At 57.4% G+C, this 22,388-nt stretch carries 23 protein-coding genes; 12 read left to right on the forward strand and 11 right to left on the reverse strand.

What is annotated here, in order from left to right:
- The first annotated feature begins 5 nt into the window (after positions 1 to 5).
- A complete protein-coding gene (locus tag ERE07_RS05735) occupies positions 6 to 923 on the forward strand; it encodes a pyridoxal-phosphate dependent enzyme (RefSeq protein ID WP_130007861.1) in 918 nt (305 codons plus the stop codon).
- A 5-nt stretch (positions 924 to 928) separates the two neighbouring features.
- Entirely contained in the window at positions 929 to 1,384 is a 456-nt protein-coding gene (locus ERE07_RS05740; RefSeq protein ID WP_130007862.1) for a YaiI/YqxD family protein, read from the forward strand.
- A gap of 56 nt (positions 1,385 to 1,440) precedes the next feature.
- Here the strand turns inward: ERE07_RS05740 and ERE07_RS05745 are convergent, their stop codons facing one another.
- Together ERE07_RS05745 and ERE07_RS05750 are read right to left on the reverse strand one after the other, a co-directional pair.
- On the reverse strand, positions 1,441 to 2,142 hold the full coding sequence (locus tag ERE07_RS05745) for a class I SAM-dependent methyltransferase (protein WP_130007863.1): 702 nt from the start codon (positions 2,140 to 2,142) through the stop codon (positions 1,441 to 1,443).
- Positions 2,143 to 2,195: 53 nt separating this feature from the next.
- Positions 2,196 to 3,041, reverse strand: coding sequence for an IclR family transcriptional regulator (locus ERE07_RS05750; protein ID WP_130007864.1), 846 nt, complete (start codon positions 3,039 to 3,041; stop codon positions 2,196 to 2,198).
- Positions 3,042 to 3,198: 157 nt separating this feature from the next.
- On the opposite strand from ERE07_RS05750, the gene ERE07_RS05755 reads away from it, so the two are divergent.
- The 4 genes from ERE07_RS05755 to ERE07_RS05770 are packed head-to-tail and all read left to right on the forward strand — an operon-like array spanning position 3,199 to position 8,229.
- Positions 3,199 to 4,167 carry a Bug family tripartite tricarboxylate transporter substrate binding protein gene (locus ERE07_RS05755; RefSeq protein ID WP_130007865.1) on the forward strand — a complete coding sequence of 323 codons (969 nt, stop codon included), beginning with the start codon at positions 3,199 to 3,201 and terminating at the stop codon, positions 4,165 to 4,167.
- Between the two features lie 36 nt (positions 4,168 to 4,203).
- Positions 4,204 to 5,799, forward strand: a complete 1,596-nt coding sequence (locus ERE07_RS05760) for a gamma-glutamyltransferase family protein (RefSeq protein WP_209021099.1) — start codon at positions 4,204 to 4,206, stop codon at positions 5,797 to 5,799.
- Positions 5,800 to 5,839: 40 nt separating this feature from the next.
- On the forward strand, positions 5,840 to 6,832 hold the full coding sequence (locus ERE07_RS05765; RefSeq protein ID WP_130007866.1) for a Bug family tripartite tricarboxylate transporter substrate binding protein: 993 nt from the start codon (positions 5,840 to 5,842) through the stop codon (positions 6,830 to 6,832).
- Between the two features lie 35 nt (positions 6,833 to 6,867).
- Positions 6,868 to 8,229 (forward strand): aspartate aminotransferase family protein, encoded by a 1,362-nt coding sequence (locus tag ERE07_RS05770; RefSeq protein ID WP_130007867.1) that lies wholly within the window; start codon positions 6,868 to 6,870, stop codon positions 8,227 to 8,229.
- A 42-nt stretch (positions 8,230 to 8,271) separates the two neighbouring features.
- On the opposite strand, the gene ERE07_RS05775 is transcribed toward ERE07_RS05770, so the two are convergent.
- Both ERE07_RS05775 and ERE07_RS05785 read right to left on the reverse strand, forming a co-directional pair.
- Positions 8,272 to 8,649: a COG4315 family predicted lipoprotein gene (locus ERE07_RS05775; protein WP_130007868.1), complete on the reverse strand. Its 378-nt coding sequence runs from the start codon at positions 8,647 to 8,649 to the stop codon at positions 8,272 to 8,274.
- Between the two features lie 300 nt (positions 8,650 to 8,949).
- A complete protein-coding gene (locus ERE07_RS05785) occupies positions 8,950 to 9,504 on the reverse strand; it encodes a DUF2478 domain-containing protein (protein WP_130007869.1) in 555 nt (184 codons plus the stop codon).
- A 363-nt stretch (positions 9,505 to 9,867) separates the two neighbouring features.
- Here ERE07_RS05785 and ERE07_RS05790 point away from each other — a divergent pair, with 363 nt between their 5' ends.
- The 6 genes from ERE07_RS05790 to ERE07_RS05815 all read left to right on the forward strand — a co-directional run bounded on the left by ERE07_RS05790 (position 9,868) and on the right by ERE07_RS05815 (position 16,194).
- Positions 9,868 to 11,022 (forward strand): acyl-CoA dehydrogenase family protein, encoded by a 1,155-nt coding sequence (locus ERE07_RS05790; RefSeq protein WP_130007870.1) that lies wholly within the window; start codon positions 9,868 to 9,870, stop codon positions 11,020 to 11,022.
- Positions 11,023 to 11,242: 220 nt separating this feature from the next.
- The gene (locus tag ERE07_RS05795) at positions 11,243 to 11,446 is read left to right on the forward strand and encodes a hypothetical protein (RefSeq protein ID WP_130007871.1); all 204 of its coding nucleotides are present in this window, start codon (positions 11,243 to 11,245) and stop codon (positions 11,444 to 11,446) included.
- A gap of 144 nt (positions 11,447 to 11,590) precedes the next feature.
- The gene (locus ERE07_RS05800) at positions 11,591 to 12,382 is read left to right on the forward strand and encodes a sterol desaturase family protein (protein WP_130007872.1); all 792 of its coding nucleotides are present in this window, start codon (positions 11,591 to 11,593) and stop codon (positions 12,380 to 12,382) included.
- A complete protein-coding gene (locus ERE07_RS05805) occupies positions 12,379 to 13,332 on the forward strand; it encodes a fatty acid desaturase (protein WP_130007873.1) in 954 nt (317 codons plus the stop codon). The genes ERE07_RS05800 and ERE07_RS05805 overlap by 4 nt, the downstream gene beginning before the upstream one ends.
- Positions 13,333 to 13,347: 15 nt before the next feature.
- Positions 13,348 to 15,279, forward strand: a complete 1,932-nt coding sequence (locus ERE07_RS05810; protein ID WP_130007874.1) for an iron-containing redox enzyme family protein — start codon at positions 13,348 to 13,350, stop codon at positions 15,277 to 15,279.
- A 3-nt stretch (positions 15,280 to 15,282) separates the two neighbouring features.
- Entirely contained in the window at positions 15,283 to 16,194 is a 912-nt protein-coding gene (locus ERE07_RS05815; RefSeq protein WP_130007875.1) for a DUF6999 family protein, read from the forward strand.
- Here ERE07_RS05815 and ERE07_RS05820 read toward each other — a convergent pair.
- The 7 genes from ERE07_RS05820 to ERE07_RS05850 all read right to left on the reverse strand — a co-directional run bounded on the left by ERE07_RS05820 (position 16,191) and on the right by ERE07_RS05850 (position 22,388).
- On the reverse strand, positions 16,191 to 17,411 hold the full coding sequence (locus ERE07_RS05820) for an MFS transporter (protein WP_130007876.1): 1,221 nt from the start codon (positions 17,409 to 17,411) through the stop codon (positions 16,191 to 16,193). The two genes, ERE07_RS05815 and ERE07_RS05820, sit on opposite strands and share 4 nt — an antisense overlap.
- 63 nt (positions 17,412 to 17,474) lie before the next feature.
- Positions 17,475 to 17,855, reverse strand: coding sequence for a Zn-ribbon domain-containing OB-fold protein (locus ERE07_RS05825; protein ID WP_130007877.1), 381 nt, complete (start codon positions 17,853 to 17,855; stop codon positions 17,475 to 17,477).
- 35 nt (positions 17,856 to 17,890) lie between these two features.
- Positions 17,891 to 19,069: a thiolase family protein gene (locus tag ERE07_RS05830; protein ID WP_130007878.1), complete on the reverse strand. Its 1,179-nt coding sequence runs from the start codon at positions 19,067 to 19,069 to the stop codon at positions 17,891 to 17,893.
- The gene (locus ERE07_RS05835; RefSeq protein WP_167670745.1) at positions 19,066 to 20,280 is read right to left on the reverse strand and encodes a CaiB/BaiF CoA transferase family protein; all 1,215 of its coding nucleotides are present in this window, start codon (positions 20,278 to 20,280) and stop codon (positions 19,066 to 19,068) included. Before ERE07_RS05835 ends, ERE07_RS05830 begins: the two co-directional genes overlap by 4 nt.
- A gap of 120 nt (positions 20,281 to 20,400) precedes the next feature.
- Positions 20,401 to 21,201, reverse strand: coding sequence for an ABC transporter permease (locus ERE07_RS05840; RefSeq protein WP_130007880.1), 801 nt, complete (start codon positions 21,199 to 21,201; stop codon positions 20,401 to 20,403).
- The gene (locus ERE07_RS05845; RefSeq protein ID WP_130007881.1) at positions 21,198 to 22,055 is read right to left on the reverse strand and encodes an ABC transporter permease; all 858 of its coding nucleotides are present in this window, start codon (positions 22,053 to 22,055) and stop codon (positions 21,198 to 21,200) included. The genes ERE07_RS05840 and ERE07_RS05845 overlap by 4 nt, the downstream gene beginning before the upstream one ends.
- 3 nt (positions 22,056 to 22,058) lie before the next feature.
- On the reverse strand, positions 22,059 to 22,388 hold the full coding sequence (locus ERE07_RS05850) for a DUF4387 domain-containing protein (RefSeq protein ID WP_130007882.1): 330 nt from the start codon (positions 22,386 to 22,388) through the stop codon (positions 22,059 to 22,061).

Raw genomic sequence — 22,388 nt, forward strand, 5'->3', positions numbered from 1 at the left:
ACCTTATGCCTCTGCACATCAATACCCCGCTGCTTGAGTCCCTCCCCCTGAGCGCAATCACCCGAAAACACATTTGGCTAAAGATGGATGCCCTGCAGCCCTCCGGCTCTTTCAAGATACGCGGCGTGGGGCTGGCCTGCGAAGAGTACGCCCGTCAGGGAAAAACGCGTTTCGTGTCCTCGTCGGGGGGCAATGCGGGCATTGCTGTCGCCTATGCGGGACGAAAGCTGGGCCTTCCTGTGGTCGTTGTCGTCCCGGAGTCCACCTCGGAACGCGCCTGCGCGCTGATCCGGGAGCAGCAGGCAACGCTCGTCGTACAGGGCGCTACCTGGGCCGAAGCCAATACCCATGCGCTCTCCCTCCTCAACGACAGCGATGCCTTCATCCATCCTTTTGATGATCCTCTGCTCTGGCAGGGCCATGCCAGTATCATCGACGAGGTTGCGGCTGAGGCTATGCGGCCGGATGCCATCGTGCTGTCTGTAGGCGGCGGCGGGTTGTTCGCAGGCGTGATGGAGGGGCTGCAACGCAATGGTTGGGCAGATATGCCGGTGATCACTGTCGAGACCGACGGGACGGCGTCGCTGGCTCGCGCTGTCGAGCAGCGAGACAGGGTGACGCTGCCCACCATCACGGGCGTGGCCACCTCGTTGGGCGCCAAGCAGGTCTGCGAGCAGGCATTTTCGCTGGCGATGAGCCACCCTGTCAGCCCTGCTGTCGTGACAGACCGGCAGGCGGTTCAGGCTTGCCGTCGCTTTATTGACGACCATCGTGTTCTGATTGAACCCGCGTGCGGTGCGAGTCTGGCGCTGGTGTATGAGGCCAGCCACTTGTTGAACGACTATGAAAACATACTGGTGATCGTATGTGGCGGCGTGACGGCATCGGTTGAACAGGTTATGTCCTGGACTGAAACGCATTGAGTGCCATGCAGATATGGGTAGACGCCGACGCGTGCCCCGCCGTGATCAAGGACATTCTGTACCGCGCAGCGGAGCGCTGGCAGATTCCCGTGACGCTGGTCGCAAACCAAATGCTGCGTACGCCGCCCTCGCGCTTTGTGTCGGCACGCCAGGTGCCGCGTGGCTTTGATGTGGCCGATGCGTTTATCGTAGCGCAAGCGAACGCGCAGGATCTGGTCATCACTGCCGACATACCCTTGGCAGCGGAGGTTCTGGCCAAGGGCGCGCTGGCGCTGAACCCACGCGGTGAACTGTATTCAGCCGACACGATACGCGAACGGCTTGCGCTGCGCGACATGATGGAAGAACTTCGCAGCAGCGGTGTCGATACCGGCGGGCCCAAGTCGTTCAGTCAGGCTGACCGCCGGGCGTTTGCCAATCAACTGGACAAGCTGCTGGCGAAACGCAAGACGGTAGGATAGCAATCGCCCTCAGGCAGAATGCCTATGCGGCGCACGCTCGCCGGGCCTGACATTATTCAGCGCTCGTACACCAGCAAGCGGCCTTTATATCCTTCACCCAAGGCTTCTCCCGAAGTCACCTGATGGTCCAGCCGGGTATCGCTCACCAAGCTGAAGCCAAACGCTGCCATGTGGCGATTGAAAGCTGGACGATTGCCGCGATTCGGATCAATGATCCAGACCTCTGCGCTCGGCGTTGCGTGATCGTCAATGAAATCGGCCAGTGCTTCAGGCATGCCTCGTTCGTACAACAAATCACTGCCCACAATAAGATCGTACTGACCGGAGAGTATCGCGGTGCCATCCAGCGGCGCCTTTCGTGCCGCTTTGGGGCCCCACTGACCATGAAAATAGGCCAGCGGCGACAGGCCATTGAGCTCTGCGTTATGGTCAAGGAATTTTTCAGCCAAAGGATGGCAATCGCTGGCAGTGATATTTGCGCCGCGTCGATGACCGACCAGGCTGGCCAGCCCCAGGCCACAGCCGATTTCCAGTATCCGTTCTCTCTTGCAGACAGGACGATTGGCAAGCTGTATGGCCAGTTGTATGCCCGACGGCCACACCAGGCCGAACAGGGGCCAGGAAGCCGAACAGATGCCAAGACGCAGGGCCGCACCGGCGGGATCGTGATATTGCTGGCGGTCGAGCAACGACCGGATAATCAGATCATCCGCGCCTTCTATGGCAATGGAGGCCTGGCCGGTTTGATAACCGGTCATAGTAGTTCCTGATGGATGGGCCTTGAATCACCAGGCGATAGGGATAGTGTGCCTTAAATATTGCTTTTGGGCCAATCACCGGCCTGGTCCCGCGTTTGCGATGGCGCCAGCGCATTTACGATTGTGTTCAGGCTTTTGGTGATTTCGCCACGCAATCGAGGTTCCGACAGAATGCTGTCGGGCCCGCCGCAACTCAATACAAAGACATTCTCGCCCGTGGGTGTTGCGAACGGGGCAGCCACCGCGTTGATTCCTGGCTGCCAATCGCCAATGCCATAACAGCAGCCGCTAAGTGCGAAGTCTTTGCATGCCTGGTTCATGATGCGTGACATACCACGCGGCAGTGATAACGTTTCAAGCAACCGCTCGCGTTCCGCGGCAGGCAGGCTGGCAAGATAGGCCCGCCCCATGGTGCTGTTCATGCCTACCCGGTAACCAACCGGCAGCCTCAGATAAAGCGCCGCGGACCCATGCACGGCTTCGACATAGGTCATGGACTCGCCATCGAACGCCCCCAGCGCCACCGCTGCCCCCGTAGATTTGGCCAGTTGCTCCATCAGCGGACGCGCGAGTTGGCGGACCTCGAGGTTGGCCAGACAGCCGAACCCCAGGGCAAGCACACCGTAGTCGGGAGAGTATTGACCCGTATCGTGGTGATAACGCAAGTAGCCGAGCGTGGTCAGCGTATAGACGATGCGGCTGACCGTGGACTTGGCCAGGCCCGTTCGCTCGGCAAGCTCCAGATTGCCAAGTGCCGGCACCCCGGGTTGAAAGCAGCGCATAACACTTAGCCCGCGCGCCAACGCCTCGACAAAGTCGGGGGATGATTTGTCGGCAAAGCCAGGTTGACGTTTGCGCCGTGCGGGCCGCCGGCCGACCGGCAAGGGATCTTTTTTCATACGGGTTCCAGGTGAATAGCAGGAAGCGTTTGCATTTAAAGCCGGGCAGTTCTATATTGAATCCATAATATAGGAATTGAATTCCATTATACGGAATTCAAAAGTCTTTTCCAGCTTTTTTTGTTGAAGGCCCTTCATACACACTGAGGAGACAACCATGTTCAGAGCAGGTACCCGTTTTCTGGCAGCCGCCTTGTTATGTAGCCTTGTTGGCGTGGCAGGTGCTGCGGATTTTCCTGACCGTGCGATTACGGTGGTGACCCCCTTCCCCGCTGGCGGCGCTACAGACGCGCTCACCCGCGTGCTGACGGAAGAAATGAGCAAGACGCTGGGGCAGTCGATGATTGTCGAAAACCGCGCCGGTGCAGCAACAACGATTGGTGCGTCGCATGCAGCGCGCGCAACGCCTGATGGCTATACCATCCTGTTGGCCACCAACTCCACGCTGGTCACCAATCGCTTTCTGTTCAAATCGCTGCCTTATGATCCCGATGCGTTCGAACCCATAGGAATGATAGGCATAGGCCCGATGATTCTGCTATCGGCCAAGAAACATGATTTCAAATCTGTGGAAGATGTCGTGGCCCAGGCCAGGAAGGCGCCCGACACGCTGAGCATCGCATCGTTTGGTGCAGGCACGTCTTCCCACCTGGCCGCTGAATACTTTCAGCAGCTCGCCGATATCAAACTGCTGCATGTGCCGTTCAAAGGTTCTACCCAGGCCTTGCCGCAAGTTGTGAATGGCGATGTGGATCTCTTCTTTGACATGGTCAGCACAGGGATGCCACAAGTCAATGCCGACAAAGTGGATGTCCTGGCCATCACCAGCAAAAACCGACTGTCGACGCTGCCCGACCTGCCTACCCTGGACGAAGAAGGTTACGCCGGTTTTGACATCACCGCCTGGTTCACGTTGGTGGCGCCCCCCGGCACCCCGGCCACGGTGACGGCTACCTTGAATAAGGCACTGAAGGCCGCGCTGAATAATGAATCCGTGCGTGAACGCATGTTGACCATGGGTATTGCACCCGCGGACGGCACGCCTGACGCCTTAGAAAGCCAGATCAAGACGGAAATTCCGATTATCGGCGCACTGGTAGAGCGCGCCAATATCGTCGTCCAGTAATCCACGCTTAACCTTTTTACACAACGAGTCGCCATCATGTCACACAACTCATTCTGGGAATTCCCTCACCTCAGCCAACGGATGCCGATCCTGGCCGCCAATGTCGTCAGCACCAGCCAGCCGCTGGCCGCGCAGGCCGGCCTGCGCATGCTGCTGGCAGGCGGCAATGCCGTCGATGCTGCGCTTGCGGCAGCTATCGCATTGACGGTCGTCGAGCCTGTGATGAACGGTCTGGGCGGCGACGCGTTCGCGTTGATATGGGACAACGGAACATTGCACGGCCTGAATGCATCCGGACGCGCACCGCAGGGCTGGACGCCAGAGCGATTCGCCGGCATGGACGCGATGCCCGACATTGGCTGGAATACAGTGACCGTGCCAGGACAGATCGCGGGATGGGCGGCGCTTTCACAACGATTCGGAAAATTACCGTTTGCGGATTTATTCGAACCCGCCATTGCCTACGCGCAAAATGGCTATGCCGTATCGCCAGTCATCGCGCGCCAGTGGGCTGCCCAGGCCCCCAAGCTCAAGGACCAGCCGGGCTATGCAGAAGCCTTCCTGCCCCAGGGTTCGGCCCCAGAACCCGGTGATATATGGCGGTTCGAAGCCCAGGCACGCACTCTGGAACGCATCGCCAGCAGTGACGGCCGCGATTTCTACGAAGGCGAGCTGGCCGACAGAATTGCCGATTTTTCAGCGCGCACTGGCGGCGCGCTGACCAAGGCCGACCTTGCCGCGCATCGCTGCGACTGGGTGGAGCCGATTTCGATGAGTTATCGCGGCGAATACACCTTGCACGAAATACCGCCCAACGGACAAGGCATTGCAGCCCTGATGGCGCTGGGCATGCTGGATACCTTTGATCCGCCGCGACAGGGCCAGCCTATGGATCTGTTTCATTTGCCTATCGAAGCCGTGAAACTGGCCTTTTCCGATTTGCACGAACATGTGGGTGACCCGGTGAGCATGGGGGAATTAACGCAACAATTGCTGGATGCCGACTACTTGCGGCGGCGTGCAGCCCTGATCGACGCGAGCAATGCAGGCACACCCATTGCTGGCGTACCCACGCAGGGAGGAACAGTTTATCTGACGGCTGCGGACAGCAACGGCATGATGGTGTCCTTTATCCAATCCAACTACCATGGCTTTGGTTCTGGCGTGGTTGTACCCGATACAGGCATCGCACTGCATAACCGTGGCCGCAGTTTTTCACTGGTTCCGGGCCATCGGAACCAGGTCGGGCCAGGCAAACGGCCGATGCACACCATCATTCCGGCTTTCATTACCCGCCAGGGCCGGCCGTTTGCCAGTTTTGGCGTGATGGGCGGCAATATGCAGGCGCAGGGCCATGTGCAGATGATGCAGCAGCTGGTCGACCTGGGGAACAACCCACAGACAGCCGTGAACGCGCCACGCTTTCGTGTCGAGTCAGGGCCCAGAGTGATGCTGGAAGCACATACACCGCAAGCTGTTGTCACGGCGCTGAATGATCTGGGCCATCGCACTGAACCACAGGCTGCGGACAGCCTGGACTTCGGGGCGGCGCAGGTGATTTTGCGGCAGGCGCATGGTGGGTATGTCGCAGCATCCGACCCGCGGCGCGACGGTCAGGCCGTCGGATACTGATTGCCTGGCACACTATTCAAAAACAATGGAGACACCAGCAATGCACACATCTTTTCATAAGCCGTTTATCCGCAGCGTGAGCCTGGGCATCGCCGCGCTGGCCCTCAGCACAGGCGCTCAGGCAGCCTCATTTCCTGAACACGCCATCACGCTCATTGTTCCGTATCCACCGGCGGGCACCACTGATATTGCAGCAAGGACGATCGCGCATGCAATGGAAGGGGTATTGGGCCAGAGCGTCGTCGTGGAGAATCGGGCTGGTGCGGGTGGCAGTATCGGAATGGGCCAGCTTGCCCGGGCCAAACCCGACGGCTACACCTTGGGCATGGGCACCATAGGCACACAGTCCATCAATCAGTTTCTGTATCCAGACATGCCGTTCGATCCGGAGAAAGATTTTGCGCCCATTGCATTGGTCCTGACCACGCCCAACGTGATCGCCGTCAATGCCCAGTCCGAGATCAAGACCATGGACGATCTGATTGCCGCCGCCAAATCCGCGAAAGACAAAAAACTGAGCTATGCCTCGCCGGGCGTGGGCTCGTCGGTCCACCTGACTGGCGCCTATCTCGAGCAAGAAGCCGGCATCGATATGCTGCATATCCCATACAAAGGTGCGTCTCAATCCCTGCCGGCGCTGATCGGCGGCCAGGTCGATATCCTGCTCGACAACCTGCCCAGCACGCTTGCCCAGATCAAGGATGGCTCCAAGATAAGAGGCATCGCAATCACCTCGGCGGAGCGCTCTCCCTCGGTACCGAATATTCCGACCGTGGCCGAAAGCGGCCTGAAAAATGTGGATGTCACGGCTTGGTTTGCCTTGTATGCGCCCACAGGCACCCCGCCCGACATCCTGGACAAACTTACGGCTGCCGCTAAACAGGCTCTTGCCTCCCCTGAAGTACAGGCCAAATTTGTATCGTTGGGCGCAGAGGCCGGCACCCTGACCGGTTCGGAACTGAGCGCATTCGAGGCCAAAGAAAGGGCGCGCTGGAGTAAGCTGATTCAGGACCGCAACATCCAGCGACAATAACGTAATTCTCAGAACCCGTCACAATGAAGGCTATCATGACGACACTTAGCTCCACCCAAACGCGCGATATCAACTACCATCTGCATCCGTACACGAATGCGGTCAAGCACCAGCAGATCGGCCCACGCATCATTGAGCGCGGCGAAGGCATCTACGTATACGACGATCAGGGCAAGCAATACATAGAGGGCATGGCGGGGCTGTGGAGCGTCGCCGTGGGTTTTAACGAATCCAGGTTGGTCGAGGCAGCGCACCGCCAGATGCAAAAGCTTCCCTTCTATCACACGTTCACGCACAAGACTCACACGCCCTCCATCGAGCTGGCTGAAAAACTTGTCCAGCTCACCGATGGCAGCATGAGCCATGCCTTCTTTACAAACTCTGGCTCCGAAGCGAACGATACCGTCATCAAGATGATCTGGTACTACAACAATGCGCTGGGTCGCAGCCAGAAAAAGAAGATCATCGCCCGCAACAAAGGTTATCACGGCGTGACCGTGGCCGCCGCAAGCCTGACGGGCCTCGCGCCCAACCATAAGGGATTCGATCTGCCGCTACCGCAGATGAAGCACACGACCTGCCCTCACTTCTATCGCGAAGGCCTTCCCGGCGAGACCGAAGAGGCTTTTGCAACGCGCATGGCGGAAGACCTCGAGGCATTGATACTGCGCGAGGGGCCGGATACCATCGCTGCCTTTATCGGTGAGCCTGTCATGGGGGCGGGTGGCGTCATCGTGCCGCCCGCTTCTTACTGGGACAAAATCCAGGCGGTATGCCGCAAGTACGACGTGCTGATCGTTGCGGACGAAGTCATTACCGGATTTGGCCGCCTGGGCACTTTATTCGGCTCGCAAAAGTTCGACATTCAGCCAGATATCATGGTGCTGTCCAAGCAGATCACCTCATCGTATCTGCCGCTGGCCGCCATCCTGCTGAACAAAAAGGTGCACGATGTGATCTCCCGGCATAGCGGCGAACTCGGCACCTTTGGCCATGGCTACACCACCAGTGGCCATCCTGTGACCACTGCGGTTGCTCTCGAAAACATCAAGATTATCGAAGAAAGAGGATTGGTCGAGAATGCGGCCCGCACAGGTGAGGTGCTGCAGTCATCCCTGCGCGCCCTGGGCGACCACCCCTTGGTGGGCGAAGTCCGCGGGGTTGGCCTCATTGCCGCTGTGGAACTGGTTGCGGACAAAGCAAGCCGTCGCCCTTTCGACCCGCTGGGCAAAGCGGGCGCGGCCATTTACGAGCGAGCGCACCAACATGGCCTCATCGTTCGTGGCGTTCAGGACAGCGTGGCATTTTGCCCGCCCCTGATCATCACCGAAGATCAAGTGCGCGATATGGTGGGGCGTTTTGTCGACACACTGGAAGAGGTCGGCAAAACGCTTTGACAGCCAGGGATAGCTTGCGATCCGGCTATCCGGCCGGATCCCTCAAGGGGTCACGACGTGCCAGATATCCTTGAAGTTATCGCCCTTTTTCTCGCCTGGCTGTGTATCTTTTGCAAAGGTATACAGCGGCATGCCTCGAAACGCCCATTGCTGGGTGCCATCGGTACGCATGATCACGCTGTATTCGCCTTCGGGCTTGGCGCTGCTGTCGGCCACCACAGGCGGCCAGGCTTTGGCACACTGGTCGGCGCAAGCGCTTGTGCCGTTATTGGCCGTATCTTTGTCAAACGTATAGACAGTCATGCCAGCCTTGTCGACCAGCACCCCATCCTGCCCTGCGGCAGGCGCCTGGGCATAAGCGCCGCCTGCGAACAGAAGCGAGGCGGCAAAGCATAAGGTGGTTAAATTGCGGGTGTTCATGGCAATACTCCTTGGCCACGATGGCCGACGAATGGGTGAAGGGTAACTAGCAGCAAATTCTATACCTGCGATGACTGACTCGCCAACGACGCACTGGGCTTGCCATCCTGCGCAAAAGTGCAATATTTTCTGGACTCGCCTGCCGGCGTAGTTTACCAACCAGCGGAGGCTCGATAAGCCGCCGGGTTTCAAACATTTCGCGCGCGTCTTCCACGGTCGGCCTGGCCACATAGGCGCCGCGATTCGGCACAAGCGTGACGATCTGCTCATGCGCCAGCCGAGCCAGAACCTGGCGGATCTTCATCCGACTGGCGCCAGTGACTTCCGACAATCGTCAGGCTTAATGCCGGCCGCCCACGCTTTGAGGCGTTTTTCGTCAACCGGCAGCTCTACCGCCATCCCCCCCGTGAACCGGCGCCAGTCGTCAAGAAACTCATGGGACAAAATGGTAAGCACGGGAATGCCGGTGGACATGAGATCAAGCAGTTCGCTCGCAAATCCGTCGCCGGCGACCTCCTGTTTTCCATAGCGGCTGACCATCACCAGATCAGCGCCTTCCGCACACGCCTGACGAAGACATGCCGTGGCCTGAGCCAGCATGGCGACATCCAGGCAACACGAGGTGGAGCCGCGGCCCAGGTCCTGGAAGATCTGGATTTCCCGGCCAGAATGCAGATCTCGCAAGCGGCGTTTGGTGTGCTCAGGGCTACGCTGGGGGGGCGGCACCATGACCAAGCCACGCACCCGAAAGCCCTGCGCCTGCAGATCAGCAGCCAGCGAACGCATGAGCTCATCGGCTGCGTCCCCGTGTTCGTGCACCATGGCCGCGACAGGCATTTGGGGCAGATTCATCATTTGCTCTCCGGCGTGTTCCACATTCTTTCAAATTGCTCAGTGATGATTATATTCACCCTGCCTTCCGCCCAGGTTTTTGTTCGATGCCCTCAAGGGGAGGCCAGTTCAGCCACATGCCCGGCAGGCATTTATGCTCAAAACTGTTCCGCACTGCGGTCGGATGTTCCGAAATATTTGCACAGCGGATTCACCCGTGACAGAATAGCGCAGCCACCGCACCCGCCCCTTGGCGCGCGGGGCGGGCCACCTGCTGTCGCACGACAAGCCGGACAACGATTTAGGCCCCCGGCTGCGACCACTTGCCTGGGATTTGGAAGAACACACGGGGTGCGGCCAAGCCAGGCCCCACCGAAAAGGACACACATGATAAGAGACCAGGAAACCCTCAACATTCTTTTGCACTCGGTATCTCGCTTTGTACGTGAGCAACTGGTACCAGTCGAAGAGGAAGTCGCGGAAACAGACACGATTCCCGAGCGGATCGTCGCGCAGATGCGCGAACTTGGGCTGTTCGGCCTGTCGATTCCGGAAGAGTACGGCGGTTTGGACCTCACCATGGAAGAGGAAGTGCTGTTTGCATTCGAGATAGCCAAAGCATCGCCGGCATTTCGCTCTTTGATCGGCACAAACAATGGGATTGGCTCGCAGGGCATTGTCATCGATGGCACCCCGGAGCAAAAAGAAAAGTATCTGCCGCGTCTGGCATCGGGTGAAATCATTGGTTCGTTTGCGTTGACCGAGCCAGGATCGGGCTCCGACGCCGCATCGCTGCGTGCGTCGGCGGTACGCGATGGCGACCACTATGTCATCAATGGCACAAAGCGATTCATTACCAATGCGCCGGAAGCCAGTATTTTTACAGTCATGGCACGCACTGACCCCGCCAAGAAAGGCGGAAGCGGGATTTCCGCCTTTGTGGTCGAAGCCGGCAGCCCCGGAATATCATTGGGCAAAATCGACAAGAAAATGGGACAGCGCGGCGCCCATACCTGTGATGTCGTCTTCGAGAACTGCAGGGTGCCCGCCGAGAATCTGATCGGTGGACGAGAGGGCATAGGCTTCAAAACGGCCATGAAAGTACTGGACAAAGGCCGTCTGCATATCGCAGCCGTGAGCGTGGGCGTCGCTGAGCGCATGCTGGCGGACACGCTGCGCTACGCGATGGAACGTCAGCAGTTTGGGCAGCCGATTGCCGACTTTCAATTGATCCAGGCCATGCTGGCTGACAGCAAGGCAGAAATCTACGCCGCTCGCTGCATGGTGATCGACGCCGCCCGCAAGCGCGATGCGGGCGAAAACGTATCCACCGAAGCATCTTGCAGCAAGATGTTTGCCACGGAAATGTGTGGGCGGGTCGCTGATCGTTGCGTACAGATCCACGGCGGCGCCGGTTATGTATCCGACTATGCCATCGAACGCTTCTATCGCGATGTCCGGCTGTTTCGGATTTATGAAGGCACCACGCAAATCCAGCAAATCGTCATTGCACGCAATATGATCAAAGACGCACAGCGGTAATAAACGGCCGGCATCGTCATAACCAGCCAGCAACGCACGTCGCAGCCTCCCAACGCGTCGGATGAGCGCCCTGCTCAGCCCAGGCATTCGCATTCTGCCGGCCCGGGCTGGCGATGTGATGTATTTTCAACACATCGCCTAGGGTAAACCCTAGCTATAAATCAGGGTTTACCCTATAATGCCTATATCGATCATCCATTGACCAGCGAGGGTCCTGAACATGGCAAACGTAATGTGTGGCAAACTGGCAACCGCAGGCAATATCCAAATCAGCCATTCCACGGGCACGCCCAAAATCAATCGCGCAGCGTTTGCGCAACGCGCCTGGCAATTGCTCAACAGATTCGACCGCAGCATGGCCGGCTATCTAGGCGCACTCGCCGAAGCACGCGTTCGCGCACCCTTCGATCACGACAAGCGCTAAACCCCCAGCCATCCAGCGGCAACCGCAACGCAGCCTCGGTCATCCACCGAGGCTTTTTTGTGCGCGCCAGCTACGGCGGCAGCTCCAGGGGCAGATAACATCCATGCTAGTATCTTCTCGCGAAGATCAATCAGCAATCTATATATGGCAGAGGCGTTTGCGTCGTTATCCGCGGGACAAGTCGTCCTTTATGGCCTGCTTTTCTTTGGCGGCATTTATTTTGTGTTTGGCGGCCTTACCTGGCTGCTGACACGCCATATTTTGCCGGCCTGTGGTGTCGGCCGCCCGCTTGATCCAAGGCCCCTCATGCCGGGGCAACTCAGACGCGAACTCCTGCTGTCGTCGGTCTCCATTCTTATATTTGGCACAGGGATGATCTTTCCGTGGGGGCTGGTGCAGTTGGGCTGGGCAACGCTCGCTCCCAACCCAAGCGCAGGGCGCATTGCCGTCGAGATCCTCGTGCTGCTCGTCTGGAATGACATGCACTTCTGGATTAATCATCGCCTGCTCCATACATCGTGGTTGCGCCGGTTTCATCTGCCGCACCACAGATCGGTCGTCACAACACCGTTTTCCACCTATGCCTTCCATCCCGTCGAGGCTTTGATGCTGGGCAACGTGATATTGCTGCCCATGGTTGTCCACGATTTCAGTTTCTGGTCTCTGTTGTCGGTGCCTCTGTTCAGCCTGTTTTTCAATTGCGTCGGCCATGCGAATTATGATTTTTTCCCCAATGTTTCGTACAGCCATTGGTTTGCCGCCAGTCGCAGGCATCATCTGCATCATGCCTGTTATCAAGGCAACTACGGCTTTCAGTTCACTTTCATGGACAGGCTGTTCGGCACGCGACTGCAGGCAGATGCGGCGCGACCGACGATAGCCCGTTATCTGTGCAGACAGTCTACGGTTGATGTCGCCGGGCGGCACAACACATGAGCAGGCGGCTGGCCCGGTGGATTCGACGCACGCCCCGCCTTCGTCACCGCCGAGACGGCCAAAGCATTGCGTATCTGCTGGCCTTTCCCGCCCTGATCCTCTGGCAATGGAATCATGGATTTTCCTTGCCCCTGTACGCCTTGCTGCTTTTTCTTACCTTGGGTGTAGGTGTCATTCATCACAACCACACTCATCTGCGAATGTGGCACGGTCGCTGGGCAAACCGGATCACCGACGTCATGATCACGCTTTGCCAGGGTCATCCAGCCTGCGTGTTCTGGCCTACACATGTTGCCAATCACCATCGCCATAAACATGGCGAAAACGATATCGCCCGCACCTATCAATTTGACGAAGGCGACACCAATACCCTATCTGGTTATCTATTGCACCCGTTTCAGGCCATCGGCGTACTGTATCCGTCGATCTTTGCGTGGGCCGGTCGATTGCGTCGGCATCGCCCTGCCGTGTGGCGCTACTGTCTGCTGCAGTATGCACTCTGGCTCGGGCTATGGGTAACCGTCTTGCTCATTGATATCAAGAAAGGCATGCTCTTCGTGATTTTGCCGCAGCTTCACGGGCTGCACTGGCTGCTGGCCACCAACTACCTGCAGCATGCCCATGCCGATGGCCGCCAAGACAGCCGGCGTGGCGCGCCGAGCTATGATTTTGCACGCAATTTTGAAGGACTCGTCAACCCGCTACTCTTTAATATTGGCCTGCATACCGCACACCATCAGCACTCGCGTGCACACTGGTCCACTCTGACGCGCCTGCACCAGCAGCATTATCGAGATCGCGTGACGCCGACATTGAATGAGCGCGGGTTGCTTCCTTACATGTTTCGAGTATTCGTACTGGGAACTTTCTTTCCGCGCTATCGCAGCGCACCGCTCATGCCGGCCCCTGAACCAGCCCGCAAGCGGGGCAATATTGCTTCCACTTTGTAATCAAGCTCGCCCTCTATGCCTACAGCCTTTGAACATGTCTATCTGAAAAGCACCGGTTACTTCATGCCAGGAGAGCCCGTGGACAACGAGCAGATGGATGCGTATATTGCCCCGCTTAATCGCGTGTCCCGCCGTATCAAACACCGCGTGCTGTCCGAAAACGGAATACGCCAGCGTCATTACGCAATTGATGCCGAAGGCAATACAACCATGTCCAATGCCGAGTTGGCTGCACAAGCCATACAGCATTGCCTGCGGCGTGCACAGATCGATCTCGCCGATGTGTCCTTGCTTGCAAGCGGAACTTCGGGCGGTGACACCCTGATGCCAGGTTTTTCAAATATGGTCCAGGGCTGGATGTCTGCACCCCCACTGGAAACCCTCTCCGTCCATGGCATTTGCGCCGCGGGTGTCGGCGCCATTCAATCGGTCGCTCAAAGCATTGAGTTGGGCGCCCACTCCCTGGGCGTGGCCGTAGCCAGCGAGATGCCCTCCCGGCTGTTCAAGCGTTCCCGTTTCGCCGCTCGGGATTACAACACCGATTTCAACTCACATTTTCTGCGCTGGATGTTGTCGGACGGCGCTGGCGCTGCGCTGTTAGGCAGGCGCGACGCCGGCGGCGGTATTGCGCCGGGGCTGCAACTACGGCTCAAATGGGTACACCAGCGTTCTTTCTCCGGTGATTACCCCGTCTGCATGCAACTTGGCATGAGGGAAAATGGCGGGCAGACGCATCTGGACTACCCATCCTGGGCATCGGCGGAGATGGACGGCGCCCTCTCACTGCGCCAGGATATCCGGCTGCTGCCGCATTTGTTTGATATAGGCATTCATGAGTATGTCGGTCTTGTGCGCGACAAATGGGTTGATCCCGAACGCATCAGTCACTTCTTGTGCCATTACTCGTCAGAAAAATTCATTCCCGTCGTAGATGCACTGATGAGCAACGCAGGACTTGCCATTCCTCGGGAACGTTGGTTCAGCAATCTGGCCTGGCGGGGCAACACGGGCGCTGCGTCCATTCTCATCATGCTTGCGGAGTTCCTTGAAACCCGCGCGCTGGCGCCAGGCGATCAAATCCTATGCTACGTCCCTGAGTCTGGCCGTTTTACGACTTCTTATATGTTGTTTGAGGCGGAAGCGGACACGCCAGCAGTTGAATCAAGGCTCGATTCGGCAACACAACAGGTCACAGCGCGAGGTCTGCCGCCCCTATCCACCCAGTCTATGGATGCGGGTGCAATCGCCCCGCCTCATGATCCGGATCAAGCGCCCGAAGGCTTGGGTCCATTGCTCACCGAGCTCGCAGCCATTTGGCACGATTATCGGTCGCGTGTATGGCGCACACCATTACTGCGCGATCTGCGTGAGCACAAGTTCAGTGTTGTCGATTACCAGCGCTGGATGGCAAACTGGATTCCGCAGGTGCGCGAAGGCGCCAAGTGGATGCGCGAAGCCACGGCATCGCTATCCGACACCTACGCGCCGCTTGCCAGCCTCATTAACACGCATGCGGGCGAAGAACAGGATGATTTCAAGATTCTTTTCAGCGACTACCAGCGTGCGGGCGGTTCAATCAACGATATTGATGCGTTCCGGCGTAACCCTGGCGGCGAAGCGCTGAACGCTTACCTGCACGCGCTCGCGGCTACGCGTGATCCCATTGGCCTGCTGGGCGCCATCTATATTATCGAAGGCACAGGCCAACGCATCGTACCTGCTCTCCTGCCCTTGCTCAAAGCCAGTCTGTCACTGCCGCCAGACGCATTCCGTTTTCTTGAATATCATGGCCATAACGACGAGCACCATCTGGCGCGCTGGCTAAGTGCGGTAGGCTTGGCCCTGGCGTGCGACGACGCCGGGATTGCCGAACGCAATATCGTCAACACAGCAAGACGAACGGCCGCCCTGTACCTGATGCAGTTCCAGCATGTAAAAGAGCACTAACGGATGAAAAACCCGCCCGACTTCAACATTGACCATTTCGACCCCAACGACCCTGATCCCTGGCTGGCCATGTATCTGGATCGCAGCACACCCCTGCCCGATGAGGTCAAGGCAGCCTGGCTACGCGACTCGGGGTCTCGCGCACGGCAATACCTGCTGCCCTTTCTGCGCCCCATTGCCCGGCTGCTCATTATTCTGATCCAGGTCATCAAGACTTTCCTGCCAAAACGCTGGTCAAACTCTGGCTTGCTGCATCGCATACTGGTGTGGGGGCTCAAGCGCTTTGTGCGGCCAGAAGCCAATTGGCTCATCCTTAGGCACTTCCATCTGGGGTCGCAGATTCTGGCGTTCATCAGCGCCAATTGTCCGACACCTGTTGTGACACACCCGCTGCAGCCACGCAATATCGATGAGCTTAGAGATAATCTGTTCGTCCAGCACGATATCAACCTGTATAGCTTCGTGATTCGCCTGAACCAGGCGCTGCGAGAAGCCGGAGAGGAAATCAAGCCGCCAGCCGAGATCGACTTTTCGATGGTCAAGGCGCCTGATGTGGATCTTGCCGCGATGCCTCACAGTTGGACAAATGTACTGGATTTGCAAAGCGCGATCGAGCTGTTCACACCGCTTTACCAGCTTTTTCTGACCGACAATGATTTCTGGCGTGCCGCAAACTCACTGCAACTGGACGAGACGATCGGGATCTATGCGGCGCAGATTCTTCAGGCGCCGCAGCATCTGATCCTGGTCAACAACAGTCACCCCCTTGTGCCACTCTCAACACTGCGGGCCGGGCACCGGCTGGTGTTGCATGGTTTGTCGTCGGAGATGCTGCACTGCCTGTTGATGGAAAAGCGGGCAATCACGCTTATGAATCATGCGGATGGCATGGCTGGCGGCGCTACCAGCAACTAGGAAGAAAACTGCCGATGCCCACTGGCATGCCACGCCGCCGCCATACCCAAAGCCGTCGCAATCAGCACAAACCCACTGGCAAAGGCCCACGAGCCGAAGTAATCTCGAAGCACCCCAAGAAGCCAAGGACCAATCGACGCAATCGTATAACCGAATAACTGCGACATCACCGCAAGCTGAAGCGTAATCGCTGAATTAGGGCTGCGCAGTACTATCATCAATAGCCCAATGCTGAAGGTGCCGCCCTGCCCCAGACCCAGCAAAACGGCATACCACCACGTCCACCCCATGTCGCCGTCCACCAAGCCGGCAAAGCCAATAAGAGCTAACAGATACATCGCGATGATCGGCACACGCTGGGTGTCGCTGCGTCCAGCCAGCCATACACCACCCAGGGAAGTGATGAGCTGCGCCCCCATGGCAACCGAAAGAACGGCTCCTGCGGATACATCCCCCATACCTCGCCCCACCAGGATGGTGGGCAACCATGCTGCCGTGCTGTGCGATAGCAGCGATTGCATGCCAGGATTTGCGCAAAGCGAGAGCGATAGCGGATGACACCAAAGCGAAAGGCTAAAACGAGGGACTGTGAACTGCGACTGTGACGCATTGTCTTGTGTTGCGGCGACAGGGATAGCTCCAGGCAGCCTCCACCAGCACAGCGCGCACAAGGCGGCAGGCAGCACCCATACCGAGAATGCCAGCGCCCATTGACCTTCCATCAGCGTGCGCAACGGCTCCGTGACACCTGCAGCCAGCACACCCCCTAGACACAAGGCAAAGCTCAACACGGCAGTGCCCACAGATCTCGCCGGCTGAGGCATTTGACGTACCAGGCCGGGTAGCGTCGCATTCGCGATGCCGATGCTGAGACCGATCACAACAGTGCCGACCCACAGCGCCCCAACCCCGTAATCCGGCGACAGCGATTGCGAGCGGATAGCAATGCCGCCAGCCAAGCCTATCAGCGACCATGCTATTACTCGCGGACTCTCAATATTCCAGGCGGCCAACAGTAAAGCAGCCGGGGAAGACAGGGCGAGTAACAAGACAGGGAGTGAAGTCAGCAACCCGGCAGCGCCAGCCGTCAAGCCCAAGTCGCTCTGTATGACAGGCAACAAAGGCGATACGCTGATAATCGCTGGGCGCAGGTTGACGCCAGTCAGCAAAATAGCAGCGACAAAGCGTCCACATCCTTGCGCACCTGCGTTTTGCATGTATTCCTCCACCGCGCCTAACCCTTATCGCAAGCGCGGTAATGACCTCCTGGCCCCCATCAGTCATTCGCTCAGGCGAGGCCTGAAAATCGGTAGAGGATAACGCGCTACAGATTCAGGATCATTTGCCAGTTCGACGGCCATTCCACTCTTCACATCTTGCGACAATACGCGCGCGAGCAACGTAGGCCCCTCCTCCAGCACGATTTCTGCCAATGCAATCGGCGTTTCGTCATTGAACGATGGATGATTGGGGCGATGGATCATACTGTAGGAAACAACCCTGCCGCGCCCGCTGGCTTTGATCCAGGAGAGCGAATCGCTCCAACAGTGCGGGCACATGGGCCGGGGATAGAAAATCATCGCATGGCAGCCTGCACATTGCTGAAGCATGAGCGAGCCGTTCTTCCACCCTTCCAGATAAGTTCGGTTGTCGCGATCCACCACTGGCTGCGGGTATGCTCTGTTGTCAGATATATTCACTGTTCATTCTCCAGAATGATTGCGCTGCTGGATAAGCCATGGCCGTAGCCAACCATGCCATATCCAGACACCAACCCACAACGTGCCGTCTCAACCTGGAAGTCACCGGCTTCGTGTCGAAGTTGGCGCACCGCCTCCACCAGGCCGATCATTCCACCGGCTGCACCGGCCTGCCCGCATGAGAGCTGCCCGCCATTCGTGTTCAGGGGAAAGCTTCCGTTAAATGAAAATTCGTGCTTTTCCAGAAAGGCACCCACTTCGCCCTTATTGCAGAAACCCAAGTCTTCGAGTTGAATCGCCACCATGATGGGGTAGTCGTCATAAGCCTGCACAAAATCCAGTTGATCATGGCTGCGCTGAGCATCAGAAAAAAGCCTGTCCGTAAAGCACTTCCACCCACCCTCCAATGGCGCTATTTCCCCTACTGGATAGTTGTGCTGCTCATAGCCGGCCAAAATTCGGATCCGACGCGATGGCTCGACGCGATCCAGGGCGGTGACAATAACCGCTTCGGCCCCCGCGCAAGGCAGCACGCAATCGTAAAGCCTGATGGGATCGGCGATGATGCGGGCGGACAAATAATCATCCAGCGTCATAGGCCCTCGCAACAGCGCGTTCGGATTCCGCTGCGCGCTATAACGCTGGCCGACGGAGATCTTGCCCAGTTGTCTGGATTGCGTGCCGTAGGTTTCCATATGCTTGCGCTGTACGATTCCAAATAACCCATTCGCACCACCGAAGCCATTTGGCGTTGCATAGTTGTGCAAGGCAAGATGGAACTGATCCATGAGCTTGTAATGGCCGTCGATGTCGTAGTTGTCCCCTGCCAGGCACAAGACCGTGGTAGCGTGGCCTGCCTCTATGGCCCGCACCGCGTTGAGCACGGCTGCCACGGGGCCAGCGCCGCCGGCGGTGCCGTAATACGCCCATCCCACTGGTAATCCGAACTGCTCGGCCAGGGTTACGGCATTGTCTGGTGGCAACACAAATGAGCACACGGATATGCCATCGATATCGCTCTTCTTGAGTCCCGAGCTGTTCAGCGCAGCCCTGCTCGCATCGGCAAGCAAGGAAATCAGCGTTCGGTCCGTCTTCTTGCTGTAGGCGGACTGTCCAAATCCAACGATACCTATTTCAGGTTGAGAGGTCGCTGTAGTGGTTTCCTGGCTCATCATATGACTCCAGTTTCCTTAAGGTGCGCCAAACGCTCCGGCGACAAATTGATTTGAGCGAAAACTGCCTCGTTATCCGCGCCAGTTTTCTTGCCAGCCCATCGAATTTCCGCTGGGGTCACACTGAGCTTGGGTACAGGCGCCGGCATGCGCAACATACCGAGGTCGGGATCGTCCACGGTTGAAATGGCCTGCCTCGCCGCATAATGGGCGTTGTCGAAAATAGCCTGAATGTCCATGATGGGGCCGGCGACGACACCATGCGTGTCAAAGGCAGCCATCACGTCATCCAGCTGCCGTTGCGCGACCCAGTCCGCAACGATCTGGTCGATGACATTTCGGTTTTCAACCCGACGCGCCATCGTTTCAAAACGAGCATCTCCCAGCAAATCCTTGCGGTCCATGGCAGCAAGAAGATTCTCAAAGATGCGCTGCGAACCACAGCTCACGGCCACATAACCCTTATCGGCAGTAACGTAGACATTGCGCGGCACATCCTCCTCCATCTGATTTCCGAGCAGTGGTTTTTTCATTTGCGTCTGGTCGTAGCGCAGCACGACAGATTCAACAATCCGAAAAAGCGGCTCGAACAGGCTTACATCCACCACCTGGCCCTGACCCGTTTTCTCTCGGTGGTGATGGGCGGCCAGCGCGCCAAACGCACCGAATATCCCGGCAAGATAATCACCCATCGGAAACGACGACACCGCAGGACCGGTCTGTGGAAAACCCGAAAAGGACGCAAGCCCACTGAATCCTTCTGCGATGGTGGCATAACCCCCGCGCGCTGATAGCGGCCCCGTTTGTCCGTAGCCACTGACGCGAACCCAGACGATATGTGGAAAGCGTTCCGCCAGCTCATCAGGCCCCAGCCCCCAACGTTCCAGCGTGCCGGGTTTGAAGTTCTCGATGACGATGTCTGTGGAGGCTAATAATTCCAGCGCAATATCGCGCCCTTCGGCGCGCGAGATATCCAGCGTAATGAGGTGCTTATTCCTGGCCATGCTTTTCCACCACAAAGGCACCTCACCTTTGTGGGGCGGCCACTCACGCAATGCGTCCGGCTTGCCTGGCTTTTCCAACTTGATAACCGTGGCGCCAAAATCCGCCAACATGGTACCCACGAACGGACCTGCCAGCATGGACCCGAGTTCTAGAACTTTGATGTCCTTGAGCGGCGCATTAGTCTGGCTGTGCGTGGCTGTGCTTTGCATAGAATGTCCTTTTGCGAAAAATTTGGGACGATGCAACGCCAACGCAGTGACAATTAAGCTGCGTGTCCAATGCATCGTTCTGGTTGAGCTGACTACCAAGTGCGAACCGCACCTGGGCGCTTAGCTGGAATTGACCCTATCGATGCCAATTGTCCAATCGATGACCAACACCACAATCACCGCCACATAGATGGTCGAGGCGGACACCGCTGCAATCATCGGATCGATGGAGTACTGAACGTAGTTGAAAAGCTTTACCGGGAGGGGGAGTAACGCAGAGGTCGAGTTGAAAATACTCAGCTCGACATTCACCCACGAAATAATCAGACCAAATAGCGCGCCCGCCACGATGCCTGATTTCACCAAGGGGAACGTGACCAGAAAAAAAGTCTTGAATCGCGACGCCCCCAGATCTAGCGATGCCCGTTCGAGGCTTACATCGAATCGACTCAGTGACGCAAGGGTGGTTCGCACCAGATAGGGGATAACCAGAACTGTGTGTCCAATGTAAAGGGCCGTCCACGTGCGGGCCATGCCCAGTTGGGAGGCAAACTGAAGCAACGCCGCGCCAATGACGATAGTGGGCAAAACGAGCGGAGACAGAAATAGGCCGGTGACAATCCCATTGAACCTCGTTGTTGTCCGGGAAAGCACCAGTGCGACGGGAATGCCCAGCACCATGGCGGTAAAGGTTGCGCTGACGGACAGCCCTGCGCTCAGGAGAATCGAATCAATATATGACTTGTCCAGGAGAAACTGTCGATACCACCGTAGCGTGAACCCTTCCGGAGGAAAGGCCAGATATTCAGTCGTTGTAAAAGATACCGCCACGATGACGATAAGAGGCATCAACAGGAACGCGACCGCAAGCAGACAAAACCCATGCAACAACCAGCGGCCAAGGGGAACAGAATGACTCATGCTGCTGCCTCCTTGACCGACTTGCGCGAGCGGGGTTTGCCGAATACGCGATAGAGCGATATCAATACAAGCGTGGTGAACAACAACGCCACAGATAACGCTGCACCGAACTGGAAGTCGAAGATTGCCGCATACTGCTGAAAAATCAGCATGGACATCACTGTTTTCTTTCCGCCGCTGAGGATGCTAGGCGTCACATAAGCGCTAACCGTCAGCGTGAACACAATGAGGGTGCCAGCTATAACGCCAGGTAAGCTAAGTGGGAACGTGACTTTGAAAAAGGTAACCAGGGGATTGGCGCCAAGGTCACGCGCTGCCGTTTCCAGAGTGATATCGATATTCTGCAGCACCGCTGATATGGTGAGCACCATAAACGGTGTCATTATGTATGTCATCCCTATGACGATGCTTAACTCGTTGCTCAGCAGCTGCAAAGGATATTCAGTCAGCCCCAGCGCCATCAAACTATCGTTGACCAGCCCACGTCTGCCTAGCAAGATCATCCAGCCGAACGAGCGCACAATGTTGCTGGTGAACAGCGGCGTGATAACAACAATGTAGAGCAAGCGCTTTATCCACCGTCGCTTGACGACGCGCGTCATGTAGTAGGCCAGAGGGTAGCCGATCAGAAATGAAGCCAGCGTTACCCACAAAGCGATTCTGAAGGTAAACCATAAGACATCAAGATAGAACCAACTGGACACCAGCTTTGCATACTGAGCCAGACTCCAGGCTCCGTCGCTAGTGCGCAGACTCTCCAATGCCACCACGAAAAATGGCACGGCGAAGAACGCCACCAGAAAGAGCAGCGGTATCGTCAATAGAAGTAGCGCTGAGCGCCGGTCCAGTTCCATTGTTCAGGCCTTTTTCAGCTTTACCTGAAAATCCAGGAGCGGAGCGTGCTGCTGACATCCGTACATGTCGCTCTCGCCGGGCTTTCCCTGCGCCAAGGGGCGGCGCAACGTCAGCTTGATGGCCTGACCGCGCGGCACGGCGAATATAGAGGTGACCGCTTCGGGCGAAACACCAAAAAGCACAGAGATGTTGTCCCGTGTAAAGCTTCCGCCTTCCCATACCTGGCAATATTTGTCGAAAGACTCGAACAGAACATCGAATGTCAAAAGAAAGGGCCCAGCATTCTTGCTGCGAATAACGGAGGCGATAGAAGAAAGTCCAATGGTTTCCAC

Source organism: Allopusillimonas ginsengisoli (assembly GCF_004153455.1).
In the GTDB taxonomy this organism is placed as follows: domain Bacteria; phylum Pseudomonadota; class Gammaproteobacteria; order Burkholderiales; family Burkholderiaceae_B; genus Allopusillimonas; species Allopusillimonas ginsengisoli.

Excerpts from the sequence above, each read along its gene's own strand:
- ERE07_RS05735 (WP_130007861.1), top strand. The coding sequence starts at position 6 with ATGCCTCTGCACATCAATACCCCGCTGCTTGAGTCCCTCCCCCTGAGC.
- ERE07_RS05740 (WP_130007862.1), top strand. The coding sequence starts at position 929 with ATGCAGATATGGGTAGACGCCGACGCGTGCCCCGCCGTGATCAAGGAC.
- ERE07_RS05745 (WP_130007863.1), bottom strand. The coding sequence starts at position 2,142 with ATGACCGGTTATCAAACCGGCCAGGCCTCCATTGCCATAGAAGGCGCG.
- ERE07_RS05750 (WP_130007864.1), bottom strand. The coding sequence starts at position 3,041 with ATGAAAAAAGATCCCTTGCCGGTCGGCCGGCGGCCCGCACGGCGCAAA.
- ERE07_RS05755 (WP_130007865.1), top strand. The coding sequence starts at position 3,199 with ATGTTCAGAGCAGGTACCCGTTTTCTGGCAGCCGCCTTGTTATGTAGC.
- ERE07_RS05760 (WP_209021099.1), top strand. The coding sequence starts at position 4,204 with ATGTCACACAACTCATTCTGGGAATTCCCTCACCTCAGCCAACGGATG.
- ERE07_RS05765 (WP_130007866.1), top strand. The coding sequence starts at position 5,840 with ATGCACACATCTTTTCATAAGCCGTTTATCCGCAGCGTGAGCCTGGGC.
- ERE07_RS05770 (WP_130007867.1), top strand. The coding sequence starts at position 6,868 with ATGACGACACTTAGCTCCACCCAAACGCGCGATATCAACTACCATCTG.
- ERE07_RS05775 (WP_130007868.1), bottom strand. The coding sequence starts at position 8,649 with ATGAACACCCGCAATTTAACCACCTTATGCTTTGCCGCCTCGCTTCTG.
- ERE07_RS05785 (WP_130007869.1), bottom strand. The coding sequence starts at position 9,504 with ATGATGAATCTGCCCCAAATGCCTGTCGCGGCCATGGTGCACGAACAC.
- ERE07_RS05790 (WP_130007870.1), top strand. The coding sequence starts at position 9,868 with ATGATAAGAGACCAGGAAACCCTCAACATTCTTTTGCACTCGGTATCT.
- ERE07_RS05795 (WP_130007871.1), top strand. The coding sequence starts at position 11,243 with ATGGCAAACGTAATGTGTGGCAAACTGGCAACCGCAGGCAATATCCAA.
- ERE07_RS05800 (WP_130007872.1), top strand. The coding sequence starts at position 11,591 with ATGGCAGAGGCGTTTGCGTCGTTATCCGCGGGACAAGTCGTCCTTTAT.
- ERE07_RS05805 (WP_130007873.1), top strand. The coding sequence starts at position 12,379 with ATGAGCAGGCGGCTGGCCCGGTGGATTCGACGCACGCCCCGCCTTCGT.
- ERE07_RS05810 (WP_130007874.1), top strand. The coding sequence starts at position 13,348 with ATGCCTACAGCCTTTGAACATGTCTATCTGAAAAGCACCGGTTACTTC.
- ERE07_RS05815 (WP_130007875.1), top strand. The coding sequence starts at position 15,283 with ATGAAAAACCCGCCCGACTTCAACATTGACCATTTCGACCCCAACGAC.
- ERE07_RS05820 (WP_130007876.1), bottom strand. The coding sequence starts at position 17,411 with ATGCAAAACGCAGGTGCGCAAGGATGTGGACGCTTTGTCGCTGCTATT.
- ERE07_RS05830 (WP_130007878.1), bottom strand. The coding sequence starts at position 19,069 with ATGATGAGCCAGGAAACCACTACAGCGACCTCTCAACCTGAAATAGGT.
- ERE07_RS05835 (WP_167670745.1), bottom strand. The coding sequence starts at position 20,280 with ATGCAAAGCACAGCCACGCACAGCCAGACTAATGCGCCGCTCAAGGAC.
- ERE07_RS05840 (WP_130007880.1), bottom strand. The coding sequence starts at position 21,201 with ATGAGTCATTCTGTTCCCCTTGGCCGCTGGTTGTTGCATGGGTTTTGT.
- ERE07_RS05845 (WP_130007881.1), bottom strand. The coding sequence starts at position 22,055 with ATGGAACTGGACCGGCGCTCAGCGCTACTTCTATTGACGATACCGCTG.